The organism is Tychonema sp. LEGE 06208 (genome assembly GCF_015207505.1).
In the GTDB taxonomy this organism is placed as follows: domain Bacteria; phylum Cyanobacteriota; class Cyanobacteriia; order Cyanobacteriales; family Microcoleaceae; genus Microcoleus.
In genome coordinates this window covers 20931-40558 of sequence record NZ_JADEWT010000028.1, presented here as the reverse complement: position 1 = coordinate 40558, position 19628 = coordinate 20931, and the positions used below count along the sequence as shown (strand labels likewise).

General features: G+C 46.5%; 19 protein-coding genes. 10 read left to right on the top strand and 9 right to left on the bottom strand.

Going from position 1 to position 19628, the window contains the following annotated elements:
• Nucleotides 1-91: 91 nt before the first annotated feature.
• Nucleotides 92-817, bottom strand: coding sequence for an SDR family oxidoreductase (locus IQ263_RS10140; RefSeq protein ID WP_194067306.1), 726 nt, complete (start codon nucleotides 815-817; stop codon nucleotides 92-94).
• Between the two features lie 416 nt (nucleotides 818-1233).
• Nucleotides 1234-2214, bottom strand: a complete 981-nt coding sequence (gene accA, locus IQ263_RS10135) for an acetyl-CoA carboxylase carboxyl transferase subunit alpha (protein WP_194067305.1) — start codon at nucleotides 2212-2214, stop codon at nucleotides 1234-1236.
• Between the two features lie 260 nt (nucleotides 2215-2474).
• Here accA and IQ263_RS28420 point away from each other — a divergent pair, with 260 nt between their 5' ends.
• Both IQ263_RS28420 and IQ263_RS28415 read left to right on the top strand, forming a co-directional pair.
• Nucleotides 2475-2630 carry a hypothetical protein gene (locus IQ263_RS28420; protein WP_228049944.1) on the top strand — a complete coding sequence of 52 codons (156 nt, stop codon included), beginning with the start codon at nucleotides 2475-2477 and terminating at the stop codon, nucleotides 2628-2630.
• Nucleotides 2631-2770: 140 nt separating this feature from the next.
• Nucleotides 2771-2917 carry a hypothetical protein gene (locus IQ263_RS28415; protein ID WP_228049943.1) on the top strand — a complete coding sequence of 49 codons (147 nt, stop codon included), beginning with the start codon at nucleotides 2771-2773 and terminating at the stop codon, nucleotides 2915-2917.
• A 159-nt stretch (nucleotides 2918-3076) separates the two neighbouring features.
• On the opposite strand, the gene IQ263_RS10125 is transcribed toward IQ263_RS28415, so the two are convergent.
• Both IQ263_RS10125 and IQ263_RS10120 read right to left on the bottom strand, forming a co-directional pair.
• The gene (locus tag IQ263_RS10125) at nucleotides 3077-4099 is read right to left on the bottom strand and encodes a long-chain acyl-[acyl-carrier-protein] reductase (RefSeq protein WP_194067304.1); all 1023 of its coding nucleotides are present in this window, start codon (nucleotides 4097-4099) and stop codon (nucleotides 3077-3079) included.
• 249 nt (nucleotides 4100-4348) lie between these two features.
• Nucleotides 4349-5041 (bottom strand): aldehyde oxygenase (deformylating), encoded by a 693-nt coding sequence (locus tag IQ263_RS10120; protein WP_194008682.1) that lies wholly within the window; start codon nucleotides 5039-5041, stop codon nucleotides 4349-4351.
• Nucleotides 5042-5220: 179 nt separating this feature from the next.
• Between IQ263_RS10120 and IQ263_RS10115 the strand changes: the two genes are divergently transcribed.
• Together IQ263_RS10115 and IQ263_RS10110 are read left to right on the top strand one after the other, a co-directional pair.
• The gene (locus tag IQ263_RS10115) at nucleotides 5221-6039 is read left to right on the top strand and encodes a carbohydrate ABC transporter permease (protein WP_194067303.1); all 819 of its coding nucleotides are present in this window, start codon (nucleotides 5221-5223) and stop codon (nucleotides 6037-6039) included.
• A 123-nt stretch (nucleotides 6040-6162) separates the two neighbouring features.
• Entirely contained in the window at nucleotides 6163-6411 is a 249-nt protein-coding gene (locus IQ263_RS10110) for a transporter suffix domain-containing protein (RefSeq protein WP_194067302.1), read from the top strand.
• A 201-nt stretch (nucleotides 6412-6612) separates the two neighbouring features.
• Here IQ263_RS10110 and IQ263_RS10105 read toward each other — a convergent pair whose 3' ends face one another.
• The 4 genes from IQ263_RS10105 to IQ263_RS10090 form a co-directional block, all read right to left on the bottom strand.
• Complete coding sequence (locus IQ263_RS10105; protein ID WP_194008679.1) at nucleotides 6613-7641, bottom strand: hypothetical protein; 1029 nt, start codon at nucleotides 7639-7641, stop codon at nucleotides 6613-6615.
• A 372-nt stretch (nucleotides 7642-8013) separates the two neighbouring features.
• The gene (locus IQ263_RS10100) at nucleotides 8014-11217 is read right to left on the bottom strand and encodes an efflux RND transporter permease subunit (RefSeq protein WP_194067301.1); all 3204 of its coding nucleotides are present in this window, start codon (nucleotides 11215-11217) and stop codon (nucleotides 8014-8016) included.
• Between the two features lie 409 nt (nucleotides 11218-11626).
• Nucleotides 11627-13426, bottom strand: coding sequence for an efflux RND transporter periplasmic adaptor subunit (locus IQ263_RS10095; RefSeq protein ID WP_194067300.1), 1800 nt, complete (start codon nucleotides 13424-13426; stop codon nucleotides 11627-11629).
• A 38-nt stretch (nucleotides 13427-13464) separates the two neighbouring features.
• Nucleotides 13465-14076 carry a PadR family transcriptional regulator gene (locus tag IQ263_RS10090; RefSeq protein ID WP_228049942.1) on the bottom strand — a complete coding sequence of 204 codons (612 nt, stop codon included), beginning with the start codon at nucleotides 14074-14076 and terminating at the stop codon, nucleotides 13465-13467.
• Between the two features lie 200 nt (nucleotides 14077-14276).
• Here IQ263_RS10090 and IQ263_RS10085 point away from each other — a divergent pair, with 200 nt between their 5' ends.
• From IQ263_RS10085 to IQ263_RS10065, 5 genes are all read left to right on the top strand, one after another.
• Entirely contained in the window at nucleotides 14277-14450 is a 174-nt protein-coding gene (locus IQ263_RS10085; protein ID WP_194067299.1) for a hypothetical protein, read from the top strand.
• 120 nt (nucleotides 14451-14570) lie between these two features.
• Nucleotides 14571-15365: an ABC transporter permease gene (locus IQ263_RS10080; RefSeq protein WP_333195640.1), complete on the top strand. Its 795-nt coding sequence runs from the start codon at nucleotides 14571-14573 to the stop codon at nucleotides 15363-15365.
• 227 nt (nucleotides 15366-15592) lie between these two features.
• Nucleotides 15593-16456, top strand: a complete 864-nt coding sequence (locus IQ263_RS10075) for an aldo/keto reductase (RefSeq protein WP_194067298.1) — start codon at nucleotides 15593-15595, stop codon at nucleotides 16454-16456.
• A gap of 162 nt (nucleotides 16457-16618) precedes the next feature.
• On the top strand, nucleotides 16619-17296 hold the full coding sequence (locus tag IQ263_RS10070; protein ID WP_194067297.1) for a GIY-YIG nuclease family protein: 678 nt from the start codon (nucleotides 16619-16621) through the stop codon (nucleotides 17294-17296).
• Between the two features lie 174 nt (nucleotides 17297-17470).
• A complete protein-coding gene (locus IQ263_RS10065) occupies nucleotides 17471-17617 on the top strand; it encodes a hypothetical protein (protein ID WP_228049941.1) in 147 nt (48 codons plus the stop codon).
• 258 nt (nucleotides 17618-17875) lie between these two features.
• On the opposite strand, the gene IQ263_RS10060 is transcribed toward IQ263_RS10065, so the two are convergent.
• Entirely contained in the window at nucleotides 17876-18724 is an 849-nt protein-coding gene (locus tag IQ263_RS10060) for a DUF3598 family protein (protein WP_194067296.1), read from the bottom strand.
• 18 nt (nucleotides 18725-18742) lie between these two features.
• Between IQ263_RS10060 and IQ263_RS10055 the strand changes: the two genes are divergently transcribed.
• Nucleotides 18743-19573 carry an SAM hydrolase/SAM-dependent halogenase family protein gene (locus IQ263_RS10055; protein ID WP_194067295.1) on the top strand — a complete coding sequence of 277 codons (831 nt, stop codon included), beginning with the start codon at nucleotides 18743-18745 and terminating at the stop codon, nucleotides 19571-19573.
• The last annotated feature ends 55 nt before the right edge of the window (nucleotides 19574-19628 follow it).

Here is a 19628-nt window from a genome sequence, read left to right as displayed (position 1 = left end):
GCGATCGAGCTATCGATTTTGGATTGGGATCGAGCTATGGATTCAAAGATTGTTGAATTCGATCGCAATTCAGCAGTCTAAAATCTCAAGTTCACAAAACTCCTGCGTTGGACATGATCGTGATTTCTTCAATTACTGCACTTGCCGGCAACTGAACTGCGTGCAGAATTGATTGCGCGACGATTTCAGGGGTTAGCATGGCAGTGCGATCGAAGTTGGCTTGCACGCTCTGCGTGTCCCACATGGGAGTGTTGACAGAACCCGGACATACGACTGTGACGCGAATTCCCCGATCCCGTTCTTCGGCGGCTAAAGTCTTGGACAAAGCCATGAGACCGAATTTGCTGACGCAGTAGGGCCCCCAGTTGGGAAAAGTTTGGCTGCCGGCGATCGAGGAAACGTTGATGATGATTCCCGAACCGCGATCGCGCATGGACGGCAAAACTCCGACAATGCACTGCCAAACGCTAGTCAGATTGAGGTCTAAAACTTGCTGCCACTGGGCTAGGGAGGTTTCCGTCAAGGAGCCGGTGTAGCCCATGCCAGCGCTGTTGACCAGGATATCTACGGGCCCGAATTGAGATGCGATCGCGCTGATGCCGCTTTGCACTTGTTCAATTTTTGCCAAGTCTAAGGGATAAGCTTCTGCTTTCACTCCGACTTCTCTGGCCGCTGCGGCAACGGCTTCTAATTTTTCTGACTCTCGGCTAACTAAGGCCAGATTGATGCCCTCGGCGGCGAACGCCAGGGCCGTCGCTTTGCCAATACCGCTGCTGGCTCCGGTAATCAGAGCCTGCTTTGTTGTTCGATCGTTCATTAAATTTCCTGATACTTTCCCTCGGCAACTCTCTTTCGAGCGTTACAGCCTTCTTCGGCAAATTCGACTGCGGGTGATAACAGTTAATTATGAGATCGACATTAAGAACTGTTAAGCCGGTGTCACCTGAAAAATTATAACACTGCTGACAGATTTGCAGATCGTAGTGAGTTTTGATGTCGTGTCCGGTGGATAGATCCAGAGCACTCCCGTTCGTAGTGCGGACTTCAGTCCGCACGCGCCATCCATTTTTGTTATGGTGATAATCGACCGGAGATGATATTACTCGCTGGAAGTTAAGAAATTTTCAACTCATCACTAATAGACGAATCTTCTAAAAGCCTGTAAAGAGCAGGCTCAAAGAGCCTGCTCCACAAGAATTATTGTTTGTGTCTGATAAATCTGAATCGATCGACTCAAGCAGCAATTTCATTGAATACACCGATATCACGAAACTTTTGATACCTGAGATCCCGCCGCTGCTTGCCAGTAAGCTGTGTCAGTTCTGCTAAGTTTTCCAACAAAGCTTGTTTGAGGGCTGACGCAGCTTTTAGCGGATTCGAGTGAGCGCCACCAATCGGTTCGGGTACTATCTGATCGAGAACGCCGAGGTTTTTTAAGTCCCAGGAAGTGATTTTTAGGGCTTCTGCTGCTAAGTTGGCTTTGCCAGAGTCTTTCCAGAGGATGGCGGCGCAAGCTTCCGGGGTGGCGACGGTATAAACAGAATGTTCCATCATCAACAGCCGCTCGCCAACACCGATACCTAATGCACCGCCGGAACCTCCTTCGCCGATGACGGTACATATAATCGGAACGTCGAGGCGAAACATTTCTCGGAGGTTGCAGGCGATCGCCTCTCCCTGTCCTAGCTGTTCAGCTTCTAAGCCCGCCCAAGCTCCGGGAGTGTCGATAAAGGTGAAAATTGGCATGGAGAAGCGATCGGCGTGTTCCATCAACCGCAAGGCTTTGCGGTAGCCCCCCGGCGCCGCCATGCCGAAGTTGCGGGCGATATTGTCTTTGGTGTCGCGCCCTTTTTGATGGCCGATGATGACTGTAGGACACCCGTCTATACGGGCAATTCCGCCGACTAGGGCCGGGTCGTCTCCGCCGCGCCGATCGCCGTGCAGCTCGATCCACTCGTCGCTAATTGCCTGAATGTAATCGAGGGTACTGGGGCGGCGCGGGTGACGGGCCAGTTGCAGCCGCTGCATGGGGGACAAGCTGCTGAAAATTTCTTGCCGCAGTTGGGTGGAACGAGCTTCGAGTTTGCGAATTTCGTCGGTGACATCGACGCTGTTTTCTTCGGCGAGTTGCCGAATCTGGTGAATTCGGGCTTCGAGTTCGGCCAGCGGCTTTTCAAAATCTAGGAGTAGTGGTTTGCGGTCTGAGTTTGGCACGCTGATAATTTCTATAGGGTTTTAAGGTTTAGTCGATCGACTGTTTCCCGATCCTACCCTGTCAGGCGTTGCTGAAAAAGAGTGTTCTTGGGAAGTTTTTAATTTTTAATTATGTTTGGCTCGTTGACAAGAGTTAAAAGCCAGAGGCTCCAGCCTGGTTTTTTGCTACACTGTTTTTGTTAGATACCTGAGTTTACCGGCGCCACTCCCCACGCTCCTATGCCCCCCACAGCAACAAAAAACTAAATTCTGTTGAATGGTTGCAAAGTGCAAAAAGCGATACCAGTGCGATCGAACTCACCGCTTCGGAAGCTTTAACAGCTCTGTCTGTATTAGCTGTTGCCGCCGACGGTAAAATATCTGAAGCAGAAAGACAAACTCTCGCCGCCAATCACATTCGCTTGTTTAGATATTAGTCTAGCCAACACTTCCAAAAACTTTTTAAGAAAGTCCTGAAATTGAGCAGCCAGTACAGTCTGGCTGAGGTATTTGCTGCTGCTAAAAATGCCTTAAATCCTCAGCTTCGAGAAACAGCTTTTGCGCTACAGATTTGGTTTTGGTAGATGGAATTTTCACCGCTCAAGAACAGGATTTTTTGCGTCAACTGTCCGAAGCTTTGGACATTCCTGATGAACTTAGCAAAAACACGATCGCAGTCATGACTCTCAAAAACTGCGGGGAGAACTTCCGAGGTGACATATAGCAGTTCTCACTCTCGATGAGAGATCGATCGGTCAACACCTCATCTTTCGCTCTAACTGCTATATATCCGTTGTTAATGAACTGTTAGCTGCATCAAAAAAAGTTACTGGTTATTCTCAGAAAAACTTTCCTCAATAACCAATAACCGCAACAAATCACATCAGAATGACATCAAAGGTCGGAAACCGTGTTTAACGGACATCTCGCCAATTTGCTCCATCTTTTCCACTGTAATTTGATTCCGTCCCCAAGAAAAATTGGTATACAATTTTTCAAATTCCAGCAGCATGGATTCGGCAAAACAGGCAAACAACTGTCGGCCCGGCACATCCATATTGACAATCTTCATGATTTTCCACTCAATATCGAGGGAATGCTCCACAATCCCGCCATTGAGCACAAAAACTTCGGGATGCTGAACCTGAGTTGCCAAATTTTTCGGATAGCCACCGTCAATCAATAAACAGGGTTGCTTCAAAGTTTTCGGGTCAATTTCTACTCCCTTTGGCATACTGGCGACCCACACTACAATATCCGCTTGCGGCAGGGCTTCTTCCAACTTCATGATTTTGCCTCGCCCCAATTCCGATTGCAAATCTTGCAAGCGTTCTTTGTCGCGGGCAATTAGCAACAATTCTGCTACATTTGTTTTAACATTGAGCCAGCGACACACCGCACTGCCAATATCACCTGTAGCCCCACAAACCGCTACAGTAGCTTTTGAAAGTTCAATCCCCAATTTTGGGGCAGCTTCTTCTACTTGGCGGCACAGGATGTAAGCCGTGTGGGTGTTACCAGTGGTGAAGCGCTCGAATTCCAACTTGAGATTGCGAATTTGCTTAATTTGCTGCAAGTTGAAAGTCTCAAAAATTATCGAAGAAAATCCGCCTAATGCAGTGATATTAATCCCGTTTTTTTGAGCGTGTGCCATCGCATTAAGAATTTTGCGAGTGGCTGCTTTAATCCGGCGCGTGGCTAGCATTTCCGGCAGAAAACAGGACTCCACATAGCGGCCTTCTATTTTTTGCCCGGTAATGCTAGTGACAGTGATATTGTCAACTATTTGGGGCGGTGCGCTGCACCAAAAATCGAGACCTTGATCGGCATATTCTGGATAGCCCAGCTCGTTAGCTACTGATTGGGCGTGTTCTAAGCTGGTTAAGTGACCGATTAGACCAAACATTAAGTTGTCAAATGAAGGAAGATTGAAGAAGAAGGAAGTTCGGCAGCCGATTGTGTAGCGGATTTAACGGATGTAACGGATAGAATTCCCGATTACCCATCATTGATTACCGATTACCCATCAGTTCTGCCGTCATTAGGAAGAAGGAAGAAGGAAGAAGAAAGAAGAAAAATATCAATTTTTCCATTAAAAATGAGGGATATCATTTTTAATTTTCAAGTTTTTTCCCATTCCTTATTTCCCAATTAACTAGGCTGCGAGGCCTTGTGCTGACATCCGCATGATGTCGCGGTTGTTAAAACCAATGTTGCCTAGGGCTTCGCCGTAGGCAATCATAAAGTCTTCGATTAAAGCGTCTTTTTCCATTCCCAAGACGCGGGCATCGTCTGCGACAGCGTTTAGCAGCTTCCAGATGATGGGCAGGTTTTGACGGTTGGCGGCTTCGAGTTCGGCTTTGGATTCCTCGAAGTGAGCTTGCAGCCAGACTTCCCCAAAGTTGAGGTGGCTGTATTCTTCTTTGACGACTCCTTCGGTGATTTTGCGTGCAAAGTCATCGGCGACGGGGATGTATATGTTGTAGGCTGCGATCGCAAAACACTCGATAATTAGCGATTGAATCAGCAAGCAAGTTACAATCTGACCCTCAGCCGCGGCTGTTTGGAAGTTTCTGTGCAAATCCGAAAAGAATTGCTTGGCAAATGCCATATCGGGCGTGACCTTGAGATTGCGACCGCAAGCTTGGAAGCCTTTCATGTGGCGGTTTTCCATCTTGGACAAGCCAATTAATTCGCTTTTTTTGTCAGCCAACAGTTCGGCCAGTGTCAGGTAATTGTCGTGAGCTTCTTGTTCGCCTTCAATCACAATGGCGTTGATACGGCTGTAAGCGTCTTTGTAAGTTTCGGTTTGAAAGTCTATTGTTGGGCTGGCCTCAAGCTGTGGCATGGATACGTTTTCTCCTTATATAACCTTGTAGGATGTTTGGAAACCCCTTAAAATTTTGGGGTCGCGTGCACTACACTTTACCTATTTTCGACTAAAAATTTACGATTGTGTGGGAATCTGGGAGGCGATCTGGTTTGAGAGCCTCACAAGCTTATTATTTTAGGTTAATTCGCAAGTTTATGGGTAAATCGTTGGGCTGGTCTCAAGCGCTGAAAGTGCTGAGCTTTATTTTTTTGTTGGCGGGGGCTGCGCTGGTGCTCCTGCCGCTGGCTGCTGTTTTTTTGGTTTCGCTGTCACCATCTGGTGTCGGTGTCAAGGCCACAGGCTTGACTTTGGCAAACTATCAGGAGGCTTGGCGCAGGGGGAATTTTTTGTTGGCATTTGTTAATTCTACTCTAGTGGCGATCGCAGTGACGGGTTTTCAGGTTGTGACTTCTGCTTTGGCGGGTTATGCTTTGGCCCGGCTGAAGTTTCGGGGGCGGCAGGCTCTAGTTTTAGTAGTTTTGGCAACACTGGTGATTCCGTTTCAGCTTTTGGTAATTCCCATTTTCATGGTTTTGAAGTGGGGCCACCTGCTGAATACTTACGGAGCGCTGATTTTGCCGACGGCGGCTAACGGTTTCGGGATTTTTCTGCTGCGCCAGTATTTTATGACAATTCCGGTGGAATTGGAAGAAGCGGCAATGCTGGATGGGGCTAACCGCTGGCAGGTGTTGTGGCGGGTGATGTTACCTTTGGCCCGCCCTGCTTTGGTGACGCTGTTTTTGTTTACGTTTATCGGGGAGTGGAACGATTTGTTTAAGCCGTTGGTGTTTACGACGCGGCCGGAATTGCGGACTGTGCAGTTGGTTTTGGCGGAGTTTCAGGAACAGTTTACTAGCAGTTGGCAGTTGTTGATGGCGGCGGTAGTAATTGGGACTGTGCCGGTGGTGTTGCTATTTTTGACCGGTCAGCGGCAGTTTATTCGCGGGATTGCGGCGACGGGAATTAAGAATTGATTTTGGGTTTGGAGCAAAATATAAGTTATTAGTGAGAACATAAGTCCTCTGTTGTGATTCAAACTCAACAATGATTGAAGTGCTTGCTACCAAAAAATATGTCATTGCGGACAAAGTGAATCTATGCAAAAGCTGGGCTGGTTTTTATTTATTGCATCTTTCGTGCCCTGGGTGGCAATCTTGTTTATTGTGCCGTTTATGCCACTGAGCCTCGCCGAAAAAACTACAATTAATATCATTCTAGCTGTTGGGGCAGAAGTTTGCTTTTGGCTGAGCGTGGTAATTTTGGGGAAAGAAGTAGTTACTAAATATCGGCGTTATTTGAGTCCGCGCTATCTTTGGAAAAAAATCAGAAATTTCAAGCGGAAATAAGCATAAATTAACGCAGATTTGGTGGGAGTATCTCAGTTTTTCATTGATAGTGCGAGCATCCCCGCTCGCGAGTGGTACTACAATAAAAAAAATGCTGTTTGCAAAACTGAGATGCTCCCGATTTGGTTCGCAGTCAGGACTTTATTCCGCATCAATAAGGAAAAACTAAATTCCTGACTACAAACCTATTTCAACGTTTAGCTATTCGCTGAAAATTTGTAAGCGAATAGAGCGTTCTCCGTCTCCGAAATCAACTTCAATCTTTTCTCCCGAAAGACTGTCCAAGCATCCCAACAGTAAGCGCAAATTGGGTGTGCTGGCTCCTGTGTCTACATACAATCTATCTGCTAAACTGCCTAAACGCTTCCAAATTGTATAGAGCTTGACTACTGTTTGTTCTAGCTGTGCTGCTTGTTTTACAACGTCGGCGGTGGTTCCCAAACAACCGACTCGCAAAGATTCTTCTAAAGCCATTTCCATATCTAAATGAGACTGGTTGAGAGCTTGTACTTGGGCGGCTGCGTCGAGATATTTTGATAAATTCTTGGCGTCGGAAGTTAGCTGTTTTACTGTATCTACGTCGGGATTTTCTGTTATTTCTTTTTGAATTTCGCTTTGGTGAGATGGAGATAGTTTCTCCATTTCTTTGACTAAGGGTGCGAGATAGCGGGAAGGAAGGGAACCGCTAGATGCTTTTTCTTTGACTTCTTCTGGCAATAATTCTGAGTTCATGGCCATCCATTCGTCGGACAGTTGTTTGACTTCGCGACGGGTAATGCGATCGCCGCTTGCGGCTGCATCTGTTACCATTTGCTGCACTTCGGGAGATGCTTTGGCGGTTTCTATAAAGGCTCTTTTGCTGAAGTTTCTAATCGAATTTGGGTCTAAATCTCCTTGCTGGATCAGAGTATCGGCGCTATTAGCTAGTTCTATCAAAGAATAGGCTTGACTTTTGCCAATTTCTCGTTCTTTGAGCCAGTTCAAAAAGCCAGTGCCACGTCCTTCGCCGCCTTTTTTTTCTCTGTCTCTCACTGTTCGGAGAATTTGTCCGCGCCAGATGTCGGTTTGCAAGTCGAAGCGATCGCACACTTTCCATGCTGTGTCAACCTGATTCTCAAAGTCGAAGTCGGGTATTTGTTCGTCTTCGGGATCTGGCAATTGAAAGTTGATATCGGTAAAGCCGTTGAGGGCTTCGGCAAGTTCTGAGGGTGTTTGGGGGACTTCAGCCATTAGGAAAAATTTGTGTAGTGCAACAGCCGGTTTGATTTTGAAACTTGCATAGCTTGACAGTTTAGACGCTATATGTAGCGGTAAATTTGTCAGTGTTTACCCTTGTGATAGAGTTTGGGTGCAAGTCATTTTATTATTGCACGGTGGAGGGCGATCGGCGAAAAGATACCTGCAATGACTAATTACCTAACGGTCATTGCGATCGTCCGCGCGAACCAATCTCAATCCGTTACGCTCGCGATGACATTCTATAATTAGGGCTTGCACAAAAACTCTGAAATCTCCCAAAAGATAAGAGTAACCCAGGGTTTGATCGACCAAGGAATTACTCACTTTCAGAATCAGGATGAGTAAAAACCCATCCCTCTAAAACTACAATGGCGATACCCGATCGCGTTCCACCTCATCGTGGACAGTCGTTTTTCCATCCACATTTATGTCATCGTCGAGGGGATTTTCCGGGCGAGAGGGCTTCCTAAAGCGATCGCTAGCCGAAGCAATCACCACATACAGCACCGGCACGATAAACAAACTCAAGAAAGTAGAAACAACCATCCCCCCCGCGATCGCATTCCCTAGCGATCGGCGACTCGCCGCCCCCGCACCTTCCGGGTTAATCAGAGGAGTAATACCCAAAATAAAAGACAGAGAAGTCATCAAAATCGGTCGCAAACGCTCTGCGGCCGCCTCAACTGCTGCCTTAGCAATTGGATATCCCCGCTCCCGCAATTGATTAGCAAACTCCACGATTAAAATCGCATTTTTACTAGCCAATCCAATCAACATCACCAAACCAATCTGGCAATAAACATCATTCGCCAAACCCCGCAACGACTGAGCCAAAAGCGCACCTAAAATCGCCAGAGGCACCGACAGCAAAATAATGAAAGGATCGACATAATTCTCATACTGAGCCGCCAAAACCAAGAACACAAAAATCAGCCCCAAACCAAAAATAATTGGAGCTTGACCCCCCGACTCAATTTCTTCTAAAGAAGTGCCAGACCATTCGTAGGCAAAACCTGCTGGTAAAACTTGAGCCGCGACCTTTTCCATCGATTTAATCGCCTGTCCCGAACTCGCTCCCGGAGCCGGAGAACCCGTAATTTCAATTGACCTATATAAATTGTAGTGATTAACAGTTTGTGCTCCCACCACCGGAGTTAGCTTCACCAAATTGCTCAAAGAAATCATTTCATTCTTTCCAGAGCGGACGTACAATTTACCAATATCTTCAGGATTATCGCGAAACTGTTGATCCGCCTGAACGTACACCCGATAATTGCGCTGCTCCAGATTAAAATCGTTCACGTACTGCGAACCCAGAGCCGTTTGTAGCGTACTGAAAATATCATTGAGAGAAATATCCAAAGCCTTAGCTCGATTGCGGTCAACCTCCACAATTAACTGAGGCGTATTCGCAGCAAACGTACTAAATACCGCCTGCAATCCCGGTGTCTGATTTGCCTGCTTCAAAATTCCACCCATCGTCTCAACCATCGCATCTAAACCGCTGTTACCTTTGCGGTCTTGCAATTGAAATTGGAAGCCTCCAAATTGACCTAAACCTTGAATTGCCGGCGGATTCACCGGGAAAATTCTAGCTTCGGGAATCGCCATAAGCTTACCCTGCAAGCTGCCAATAATCGCTTGTACAGTTTGACTTTCTCCGTGACGTTCGCTCCAGGGTTTAAGCGTAGTAAAAATAATACCTTGGTTAGATGTGCTACCACTAAAACCAAAGCCTCCTACTGAAAAAGTACCTACAACTTCAGGAAGTTTAAGAATTTCTTTCTCAACTTCATCCATCACTTGGCGAGTGTATTGCAGCGAAACTCCTTGGGGGCCTTGAATAATTGTTAGAAAATATCCCTGGTCTTCCTCTGGGATAAATGCTGTCGGTACTGATAGATAAAGCCAAGCTGTGAATCCCAGAGAAGCGATGAATAGGAGGGTGACGATTGTTTTAATTCGAGTGAGAAATATCAAAGATCGCCGGTATTGCCGCTGCGTCCAATCGAGAAATCCATTAACGCGATCGAACACCCAACCAATTGGCCCCCCAAACTTCGGCCCTCGCCGCAGTAATATAGCTGCCAGTGCAGGGGTAAGGGTAATAGCCATGAAGGTAGAAAGAGCAATAGAAAAAGCAATTGTCAGAGCAAATTGTTTGTAGAGTGCTCCCGTAGTTCCGGGAAAAAATGCCACTGGTATAAACACTGCCATCAACACTAAGGAAGTCGCAATTACAGCGCTAAAAAGCTCCCGCATTGACTCGAAAGCTGCTTGGCGGGCATTCATGCCTTGGCGAATCAAACGATCGATATTTTCTACTACAATAATAGCGTCATCAACCACCAACCCTGTCGCTAATGTTAGACCAAATAGAGATAAACTGTTAATGGTAAATCCGAAAACTTTGATAAAGGCAAAAGTCCCAATCAAAGAAATCGGAATTGTGATAGTGGGAATAATAGTAGTCCGCCAGTCTTGCAAGAAAACAAAAATTACTATTACCACTAGCAAGACAGCTTCAAATAGTGTCTTCACAACTTCTGACATCGACTCTTGGACAAACAAAGTCGTATCTAGCGCTACTCTATGTATCAAGCCCGGAGGGAAACCTTTAGCTAGTGTTTCCATTTCTGCTTTGACGGCATTAGCAACATTCAAAGCATTGCTTCCGGGCAATTGATAAATTCCCAAGCCTACCGCATCCTTGCCTCTAAATCGCAGGAAAGAGTTGTAATTTTCGGCTCCTAATTCGGCTCGACCAACGTCTTTTAATTTAATAACCGTGCCATTGGCCTCTGTTTTCAAGACAATGTTTTCAAATTCTGCGGGTTCTTGGAGGCGGCTTTTTGCCCGTAAATCAATTTGATACATTTGCCCCTCTGGAGCTGGTTCTTGGCCAACTCTCCCGGCGCCAACTTGTATGTTTTGTTCGTTAAGTGCCCTGGTGACATCTTGCATTGTCAAACTGCGGGCGGCTAATTTATTGGGGTCTATCCACAGGCGCATTGCATAGCGGCGTTCTCCAAAAATTCGCACGTCGCCAACGCCTTTTACTCGCTTTAGCGCGTCTGCTAAATACAAGTCGGCGTAATTGCTTAAAAATATGGTGTCGTATTCTTTATTTTCTGTAAATAAGCCGATCGCCAGCAAGAGACTGCTAGATTGTTTTGTAACTCTCACTCCCGTGCGCTGTACGGCATCTGGTAGTTGGGGTTGGGCGACTGCAACTCGATTTTGAACATCGACTGCGGCAATATCTTTGTTGCGCGAGGAGTCAAAGGTGGCTGTGATGCTACTGGTGCCGTCGTTACTGCTGCTAGAAGTTAGATATTTTAGTCCTTCAACGCCGTTTATCTGCCTCTCTAGGATGTTTGTAACTGCATTTTCGACAATTTCGGCACTAGCCCCGCTATAGTTGGCTGTGACGGTGATTTGGGTGGGGCTGATGTCGGGGAAGCGTTCGATCGGCAGCGTGGGAATGCTAATTGCGCCTACTAGAATGATCACTAAGGCGCAGACACTGGCAAAGACGGGTCGTTTAATAAAGAAATCTGCAAACATTATTTTTGTAATGGGTAATCGGTAATTGGTAATTGCAATTGGAATTTAGATATTTAAGGATGAAGTTGATTAATTTTATTCATCCTCTATTCAATCCTGTTAATTGGGAAAATACTCTAAATCTTGATTCAGATTTGATACTATTTATCAAAATTATTGCTCTCCCAAAAAAGTTTGGTTTATTTCCTGATTTTTTGTATAAGCTGCGAATATATTTAATTAGTTGGTAGTGCGGACTTACAGAAGATTTCAGGTTTATGAAGTACAAAAAAGCCGGAGCGGGAGCCGGAGGGCGAGCACGGGGGCATCGCCCCTACAGATAACAATTTTTTTGTAACTCACTTACCTGGAATCTGCTGTAAGTCTGATTAGATGTTGCGTCAGTCAGCGCCTGCACTACGAACCGCGATTAATTTTTTCCTCCTACTGGTGGTTTTTTTCCTTCCGCTTCTGCTGGTTCTTGAATGACGATGGGAGCGCCGTCTGTCAAGTTGAGAATGCCTGCGACAATAACTTTTTCTCCGGCTTGCAAGCCTTCGATAACTTGATAATTATTGCCTTCGATGGTTCCCAGTTTCACGGGTTTTTGTCGCGCTACTAAAGGTGGCATTCCAGGTTTTGACTGTTCTGGCTTTTGAGCTGTGAAGACAAAAGTTTCCCCGCCCAAGCGAGTGACTGCTGTGACTGGAACTAAAATTCCTGGCTTCTGATCCCAGATGACTCTGGCTTTGACAAATTGGAGGTTTAGTAGTTCGCCTGTGGGGTTGGGAAAGGTGGCTTTAGCTAAGATTGTTTGGGAGTTGGCGCTGACGTTGGGGGAGATAAAACTGATTTGACCTTTGGCGATCGCCTTTCCTTGAGTGTCGAGCATTTCTACTGGCAACCCGAGGCGTAATTGTGGCATCCGTTCTAAAGGAATTGATAACCGCAAGTCTAGCAGTTGGTTCTCTGTTAAGATGGCGATCGCATCACCTGTTTTTAAGTAGTCGCCGACTTTGACTGGTATGTCGCCGATGACTCCGGCGAAGGGCGCGATGACAGCAGTTTCTTGGAGTTGTACTTCAAAACCGCGCACTTGAGCGGCGGCTTGGGCCACTTGCGCTTCGGCTCGATCGACCTGTTCTTGGCGGGTGCCGTTGGCTAACTGAGCTAATTTGGCTTTGGCTTGGGCAACTTCTGCTTCGGCTTTGGCTATTTCTTCGGGGCGCGCACCGTTTTGCGATTGCCGCAAAGCTTCCCGCTGCTGTTGTAAGGCTGCTGTGCGCCGATCGATTTCGGCTTCTCGGTTTTTTTGCCGCTGCTGCAACCGCCTTTGAGCTTCTCGGAGATTGGCTTTGGCGGTGCTTTCTTTTTGAATGTATTCCTGGAGGGTGTTGGCGGATGTTGCGCCTTCTTTGGCTAATGCTTGATACCTGACAAGTTGCTGGGCCGCCAGCTTAGCTTCGGCTGTGCTTGCTTCTACTTGGGCTTTTGCTTGGGCGATGTCTTCTAGGAGGCTACCTGTTTGGGCATCGGCCAGGTTGGCTTCGGCTTGGGAGACGAGGGCTTGGGCTTGACCAATTTCTTCGGGCCGACTGCCCGATCGCAGTTGGGCTAGGTTGGCTTGAGCTTGGGCGACTTGGGCTTGGGCTTGGGCGATTTCTTCTGGCCTGGCACCTGCTTGGAGTTCGGCTAAATTAGATTCGGCGGCGCTGAGATTGGCTTGGGATTGTCTTAACTGAGCTTGGGCGCTGTCGCTTTTGATCCGGGCGATGGCTTGTCCTTTTTCGATCGAGTCTCCAGATTTGACAAAAATCTCCGTGACTAGCCCTTCGGTTTGGGGTTTGATTTGTACTGAGCGTTTTGCCTCTAGGCTGCTGACAAATTCGGAGGTATCTTGGATCGAGCTGGTTTCAAGGGCTGCGATTTTGACTGGTATGCCTTTGGGTTTACCTGCTGCTGCTTGTTGCGGCGGGCGACTGTGACTCGACTGCCACAGGTACCAGCCGCCGCCTCCTGTGACGATCGCGATGGCGGCGATTAGCAGCCAGCGCGATCGCGGTTTCGCTGGGCGCGGGCGATCGGCAACGGCGGGAAATTCTTCGGGTTGATAGTTGTCTGCATCGGTTAGATGAAGTTCCGGTGTACCAGTTTTTGGGTTTTCAACTTCAACGGCGGATTCTAGAGATTTAGATTCAACGACGGATTCTGGGGATTTAGAATAACTCATGGAGCACCACTTAGATTTTTTTTTAACATTTGACTTACTTAGACTTTGGCGGAATCTTTGCTCTCTAGCGTCCCTCTCAAGCGAGATGGAATCTCCCAAGTGTTTTTTTGATGGGGTTGGAGAGTCGCGCGATCGCTTTTCTCCTTAGCTAGTTGCTCGGTTAACCACTGTATTTCTAAGGACAGCACTGAGTTGCAGCGATCGCCAGAGGCGAGTTGATACTCGTCGGTTAGCGGATATTCGCTTTTGAGACTTTCGATGTAGTCTTGTCGGATGTAACAGACTCGCAAGCGGTGTTCCAACAATTTCAGGCGTTCTGCAGGTTCTAAGTCGCCAAAAAAGAAAAATTTGATTTGGAAACGGGAACCACTGTTTACCCAACTTTCTTGAGGGTGATCGACCATTTTTTTTCGCCAGAGTTCGCGCCCTTTGTCTGTAATGGCGTAAATTTTGCGCGGACAGCCCGCATCTCCGGCTTCTTCGGCAATTGTCGCAATCTGGCCTCGCTGTTCCAAACGCTTGAGCAGCGGGTAAATCGCTCCGTAGTTAACGCTGATGCAACTGCTCATGAACAGCTCTAGTTTTTGCTTTAGCCGATAGCCGTGCAACGGTTCCCGCTGTAGCAGACCAAGGGCTGATAATTCAAGCATTTATATCAAGTTGATATTATATTTTGGATTATACAACTATAGCTGACTCAAGGGCGATCGGGTAAATAGTTAGTTTGATAGAAATTTTAATCTGCAATACACATTTTATAAAATTTGTCAACACTCTAAAGACAGATTAGACAGACTAAACAAAGAAACGGAAGAACAAGCTGGAAAAGCCTGTTGCAAAGCGAGGGGAGATGTCTAAATATATCAAAATAACAACTGCGCTGAACGTCGCGATCGTCTATTTGTACAATCAATTGCACTTTCCGACGAATCGGCACGCTCATCACCAGCCTCCATCTTGTTTTGCATCTTGTTTTGAGTGCTTTGATGCAGGATTTACTCGTTACCAGGAAGAGCGAAAGTAACGCAGATCAGTCGGCTCTGCCTCCATCTTGTTTTGAGTAGGAACACGGCACTGCCGTCTCCCTACAGAAAATCATTTAGGATTGCTATAGGAGAGAATTTAAGTATTTGAAGGACAAAAAATGGCGACAAACATGGGACGATATTTGCAGGTACTCAAATTGTTCTGGGCGGCGGCGATCTCCGCGGAGCTCGAATACCGGATCAACTTTGTCCTGGCAGCCCTTAGCAGCCTCGGAAACCTTGCTGGCAGTTGGTTCGGACTGTTTTTGTTCTACCGTACTGGCTACAGTTTTTCGGGCTATTCATGGGAAGAAGCTTTGGTTGTACTCGGGATTTTTACGGTTTTGGAAGGGTTTTCGTCAACCTTTCTCGCCCCTAACCTCAACCGTATTGTCGATCGAGTGCAGCAAGGTACTCTCGATTTCGTACTCCTCAAACCCATCAATTCGCAATTTTGGCTGTCTGCAAACACAGTCTCCCCTTGGGGAGTCCCCGATTTAATCTTCGGCGCGCTATTATTGCTCTATGCTACTAACAAATTGGAAGTAGCAATCGGCAACTATTTTTTAACAGCAATACCGCTGTTATTCGGAGCTATTAGTCTTTACAGTATCTGGTTTATGTTAGGTGCAACTAGCATTTGGTTTGTCAAAATTTACAACGTTACCTCAGTGCTCAAAGGATTGTTAGAAGCGGGTAGATTTCCAATGGCGGCTTATCCCGCAGCTTATCGATTTTTCTTCACTTTTATAGTTCCGGTTGCTTTCTTGACGACTGTGCCGGCAGAAACCATGCTGGGCAGAGGTGAAATTGTTTGGATCGCAGGGGCGGGAATTTTGGCGATCGGGCTGTTGTTGTTTTCGCGCTACTTCTGGCAATTTGCACTCCGCTTTTACACCAGCGCTTCGAGTTAGGTAAGCTGCGGCGTGACAAGAAATTTTCTGTTATGTTTGAGGGGGAAAAAACGAAAGAAGGTTTGACCATTCGGCAATAGTTCATAAAAATATACAGTTTGAAGACAGTACAGCCGACGGAGAAAATATTTGTGTCCTATCTACTTATATTCTAAAAAAAACAGTAAAATTTCAAAATATCCTTGAAATCTCAACTCTCAATCAACCACGCAAACGAGGGCCAACAAATGAAAAGAAAAAAACTGGGCAACAGTAATTTTAACATCAGCGCGATCGGTCTGGGAGGTATGCCGTTGTCGTTAAGTGGCAAGCCGCCAGAATCGCAAGCAATTGCGGTAATTCACCGCGCCCTCGATTTGGGTATCACCCTGATTGACACCGCAGATTCCTATTGCGAAGATCAATCGGACAAACACCACAACGAGCACCTGATTGCCAAAGCTTTGCAAGAGTACACCGGAGATATTCGGCCGGTTACTGTGGCCACGAAAGGTGGCTTGATGAGGCCTCAAGGTGCCTGGACGCGCAACGGGAATCCCCACCATTTACGCAAGACAATTCGCGAAAGTTTTGAAGCTTTGGGCGGCAATCACCCGATCGACCTTTGGCAGTATCACTCGCCCGATCCAGCCTATACAATCGAAGCAGCCCTAGCACCCGCAAAGGAAGCAGTAGAAGCAGGAATGATTCGATTTATCGGAGTTTCCAACTTTTCTGTAGAGCAGATCAAACGCGCCCGGGATGTAGTAGAAATTGTCTCGGTGCAGAATCAGTACAATCCGTGGCACAGACAGCCGGAATCTGACGGCGTACTGGAATATTGCGAAGCCGAAAACTTGACATTTTTCCCCTGGAGTCCTTTGGGTGGAAGCCGCCGCGTCACCAGCTTGCAAGATATGCCCGCGATCGCCTCCTTAGCAGCCGAAAAAAACGTTTCAGTGTACTGTATAGTATTAGCTTGGTTGATGGCACAATCGCCCTGCGTCGTTCCGATTCCCGCTGCGACAAAATTATCGAGCATTGAGGACTCCGTAAAGGCGATCGAAGTTAAATTAACTGACGAAGAATTGCAACAAATTGCAGTAAGTTAAATAAGTAAGCTGTTGGGCATTTAAATTGCATATTCTGGACGCTGCTACAAGCCCACCCAGAATATTTTTTGATTTTTGTTAAATTATATTTAAATGTCGCAACAGCTTATAAATCCAGAGATTTAATTAGTAAAATTGCCACTTTTTGAGGAATTGCGTTTTATGGAATCTAATCAAGTGAATGCCGATCGAGACGTAGCAATTGAACATCAAAACGTACCTGTCGCCCATGAAGGACTGCACAACTTTTTATACAGTTCCGACTCAGAACACAGCGCAGCGGCCGCTGTTTCTGAAGTAGAAAATGACGGCACGCAAGTAATGTCGATCGATACCTGGCGAAGTCTAGCAACTAACGCAAAAGTCGCCGGAGTTTACGCTGTCACGGACAGTGCGCGCAACACTCAGTATATCGGTTATTCGCGAAATATCCTGCTTTCAATCAACGGTCACATCGCGCAAAACGGCGCAGAAAATTGTGCTTTTGTGCGCGTCCAAACTTTCAAATTCCCCAAACGGGAAGAAATGGAAAGTTTGCGGGATGCTTGGATCGCAGAACTAGGCACTATTCCGCCGGGAAACGGCGCAGAGAGCGAAATGTGGGCGAGTACGGTAGGTCAAGCAGCGCGCGCTGCTATGTCTGCTGAGGAACAAACAGCTTATGAGGAAAAGAAGCTAAAATTACGCAAAGCAATGGCAGATTCTACTCTTACCAAAGAGTTAGAAACAGCAGCCAAAATTGACGGCGAACGACACGAACATCTGGAAGCTGCAGTTAACAATGATGATTGGAGTGCGGTGATTCAATCGCAAACCCAGGAAACAAAGTCCGGCGAATAAAATTCGCTGCTATATCAACTTTCGTTTGTCGTAAAGCGGGGCGGGTTTTGTTCGGAGATTGCGTGCCGGATGCGAGGATTACGCGATTAACCCGCCCCTACTAACTAATGACTACTGACTACTAACTACTGACTAATGACTAATGACTAATGACTAATGACTAATGACTAAGCAATGGCAGATTCTACTCTTACCAAAGAGTTAGAAACAGCAGCCAAAATTGACGGCGAACGACACGAACATCTGGAAGCTGCAGTTAACAATGATGATTGGAGTGCGGTGATTCAATCGCAAACCCAGGAAACAAAGTCCGGCGAATAAAATTCGCTGCTATATCAACTTTCGTTTGTCGTAAAGCGGGGCGGGTTTTGTTCGGAGATTGCGTGCCGGATGCGAGGATTACGCGATTAACCCGCCCCTACTAACTAATGACTAATGACTAATGACTACTAAGAGGGCGGGCCCGCACCATCCACCGCCCCTACTAACTAATGACTACTGACTAATGACTAATGACTAATGACTAATGACTAATGACTAATGACTAATGACTAATGACTAATGACTAATGACTAATGACTAATGACTAATTTTCCGTTCAGTAACTAAAGTCAAACTTACCCATTCACCTTTGTCATTGTAACTGCGAATCATCCGAAATCGCAAGTCAGGTTCTACCAACCAACCGGCCTCAAAAAAGATAGGTTTTCTGAATTCAACTTTCACCGGACAAGTGCAAGAACCGCCATCGGGAAGCAGCAAAACTTGCACGGGCGTTGAACCTTCGTTAAAATTAATCGCAGAACCGTCAATGCTGCCGCTAGAACTGATAACATTAGCATTATTGCCAAAAGTGATTTTCTGTACTAGCCGATCGCCATTTTGCAAATGCAATTGTAAATTGGTAGAATAGGAATCAGGATGACGATAATCTGGATACATTGTCACGGCCTCGCCCTGCCATTCTCCCAGCAAAGCATCAACAGTTAAAGGCGGACGTTCGGGGATATTTTTATCTTGCTGTTTTTCGCGAATTAAGGTAAGTTTGGATAAATTGCCGTCAATATTGTAGAGTTGAACGAAGCGCAACCTGCGATAGTTGTAGATAAAACCAAACTCGGCCCCAGACTCAGAATAAGGCGCTAATTGAATAGTACCCTGACAAAAATTTCCATTTTCAAAAAATAAGATATCTCGTCCCAAACTCTGATATTCTCGAACAAGTTCGCTGACTTCTGGTTCGCCGACACCGCTAGGATTTGGGGAGAAACGCCGCAGTTTCAAGCGCACAGTTTTGTTGTCGTTGAGTCCTTCGAGAGAAATAATGCTGGGAGTATCTTTAATTACCTCTCCCCGCGTTGATAGCTGAGTGAAGGAACCGTGCCATTCTCCTAAGTTTTGCAGAAAGTTTTCCCACTGCGCTACCATATTCTTACCTTTGGATCTATGTCTAAAAATAGAATTATAACTCTGCTGACGGATTTTGGGTTGAGTGATGTTTATGTGGGAGTGATGAAAGGTGCGATCGCCCAAATTAACCCGCAGTTAAAAGTCATTGACATTACGCACCAAATACCATCTCAAAATATTGCAGCGGGGAGGTTTTGTTTGATGACTGCTTTTGCTTATTTTCCGCCGGAAACCGTACATATTGCTGTCGTCGATCCGGGTGTGGGAAGCAAGAGACGCGGGGTTGCGGTTAAATGTGCTAATTGCTGGCTGGTGGGGCCCGATAACGGGTTGTTTAGCGGGGTGTTGAGTCGGGAAAGTGCGTTAGCGAAGCCCTCGAAGAGGATCGCCGCTGTGGAGTTGACGAATTCGCAATATTGGCGTACACCCGAACCCAGCAGCACCTTTCACGGTCGCGATATTTTCGCCACAGCGGGCGCTCATTTGGCGAATGGGGTGCCGCTGGAAGAGTTGGGGGATGCTATCGACCCTGCGAATTTAGTACAGCTACAGATACCAAATTGCGCCGTTACAGCCACCGGTGCGGTAGGTTGCGTTCAATATGTCGATCGCTTCGGCAATTTAATTACTAATATCCCGAATAATTGCATTGTATCTAACAATTGGTCAGTGATAATTAGCAATAGTTGCGATCCAATTCGCATCCCCAGCGGTAAAACTTACAGCGACAGCAAGCCAGGGGATTTAATTGCCATAACTGGTTCTGACGGTTGGCTAGAAATTGCCGTTAATGGCGGCAGCGCTGAATCCGTTTTGCAGCTAGAAGTTGGAGATAAAATAGAAATAATTTACAGAGATTGCGTGTAATCTTGATGATAGTTATTGCCTAAGTTTTTGATAAATACGAAAACCGCAGATCTAA

Excerpts from the sequence above, each read along its gene's own strand:
- IQ263_RS10140 (WP_194067306.1), bottom strand. The coding sequence starts at position 817 with ATGAACGATCGAACAACAAAGCAGGCTCTGATTACCGGAGCCAGCAGC.
- IQ263_RS10125 (WP_194067304.1), bottom strand. The coding sequence starts at position 4,099 with ATGTTTGGTCTAATCGGTCACTTAACCAGCTTAGAACACGCCCAATCA.
- IQ263_RS10120 (WP_194008682.1), bottom strand. The coding sequence starts at position 5,041 with ATGCCACAGCTTGAGGCCAGCCCAACAATAGACTTTCAAACCGAAACT.
- IQ263_RS10115 (WP_194067303.1), top strand. The coding sequence starts at position 5,221 with ATGGGTAAATCGTTGGGCTGGTCTCAAGCGCTGAAAGTGCTGAGCTTT.
- IQ263_RS10110 (WP_194067302.1), top strand. The coding sequence starts at position 6,163 with ATGCAAAAGCTGGGCTGGTTTTTATTTATTGCATCTTTCGTGCCCTGG.
- IQ263_RS10105 (WP_194008679.1), bottom strand. The coding sequence starts at position 7,641 with ATGGCTGAAGTCCCCCAAACACCCTCAGAACTTGCCGAAGCCCTCAAC.
- IQ263_RS10100 (WP_194067301.1), bottom strand. The coding sequence starts at position 11,217 with ATGTTTGCAGATTTCTTTATTAAACGACCCGTCTTTGCCAGTGTCTGC.
- IQ263_RS10095 (WP_194067300.1), bottom strand. The coding sequence starts at position 13,426 with ATGAGTTATTCTAAATCCCCAGAATCCGTCGTTGAATCTAAATCTCTA.
- IQ263_RS10090 (WP_228049942.1), bottom strand. The coding sequence starts at position 14,076 with ATGCTTGAATTATCAGCCCTTGGTCTGCTACAGCGGGAACCGTTGCAC.
- IQ263_RS10085 (WP_194067299.1), top strand. The coding sequence starts at position 14,277 with ATGTCTAAATATATCAAAATAACAACTGCGCTGAACGTCGCGATCGTC.
- IQ263_RS10080 (WP_333195640.1), top strand. The coding sequence starts at position 14,571 with ATGGCGACAAACATGGGACGATATTTGCAGGTACTCAAATTGTTCTGG.
- IQ263_RS10075 (WP_194067298.1), top strand. The coding sequence starts at position 15,593 with ATGAAAAGAAAAAAACTGGGCAACAGTAATTTTAACATCAGCGCGATC.
- IQ263_RS10070 (WP_194067297.1), top strand. The coding sequence starts at position 16,619 with ATGGAATCTAATCAAGTGAATGCCGATCGAGACGTAGCAATTGAACAT.
- IQ263_RS10065 (WP_228049941.1), top strand. The coding sequence starts at position 17,471 with ATGGCAGATTCTACTCTTACCAAAGAGTTAGAAACAGCAGCCAAAATT.
- IQ263_RS10060 (WP_194067296.1), bottom strand. The coding sequence starts at position 18,724 with ATGGTAGCGCAGTGGGAAAACTTTCTGCAAAACTTAGGAGAATGGCAC.
- IQ263_RS10055 (WP_194067295.1), top strand. The coding sequence starts at position 18,743 with ATGTCTAAAAATAGAATTATAACTCTGCTGACGGATTTTGGGTTGAGT.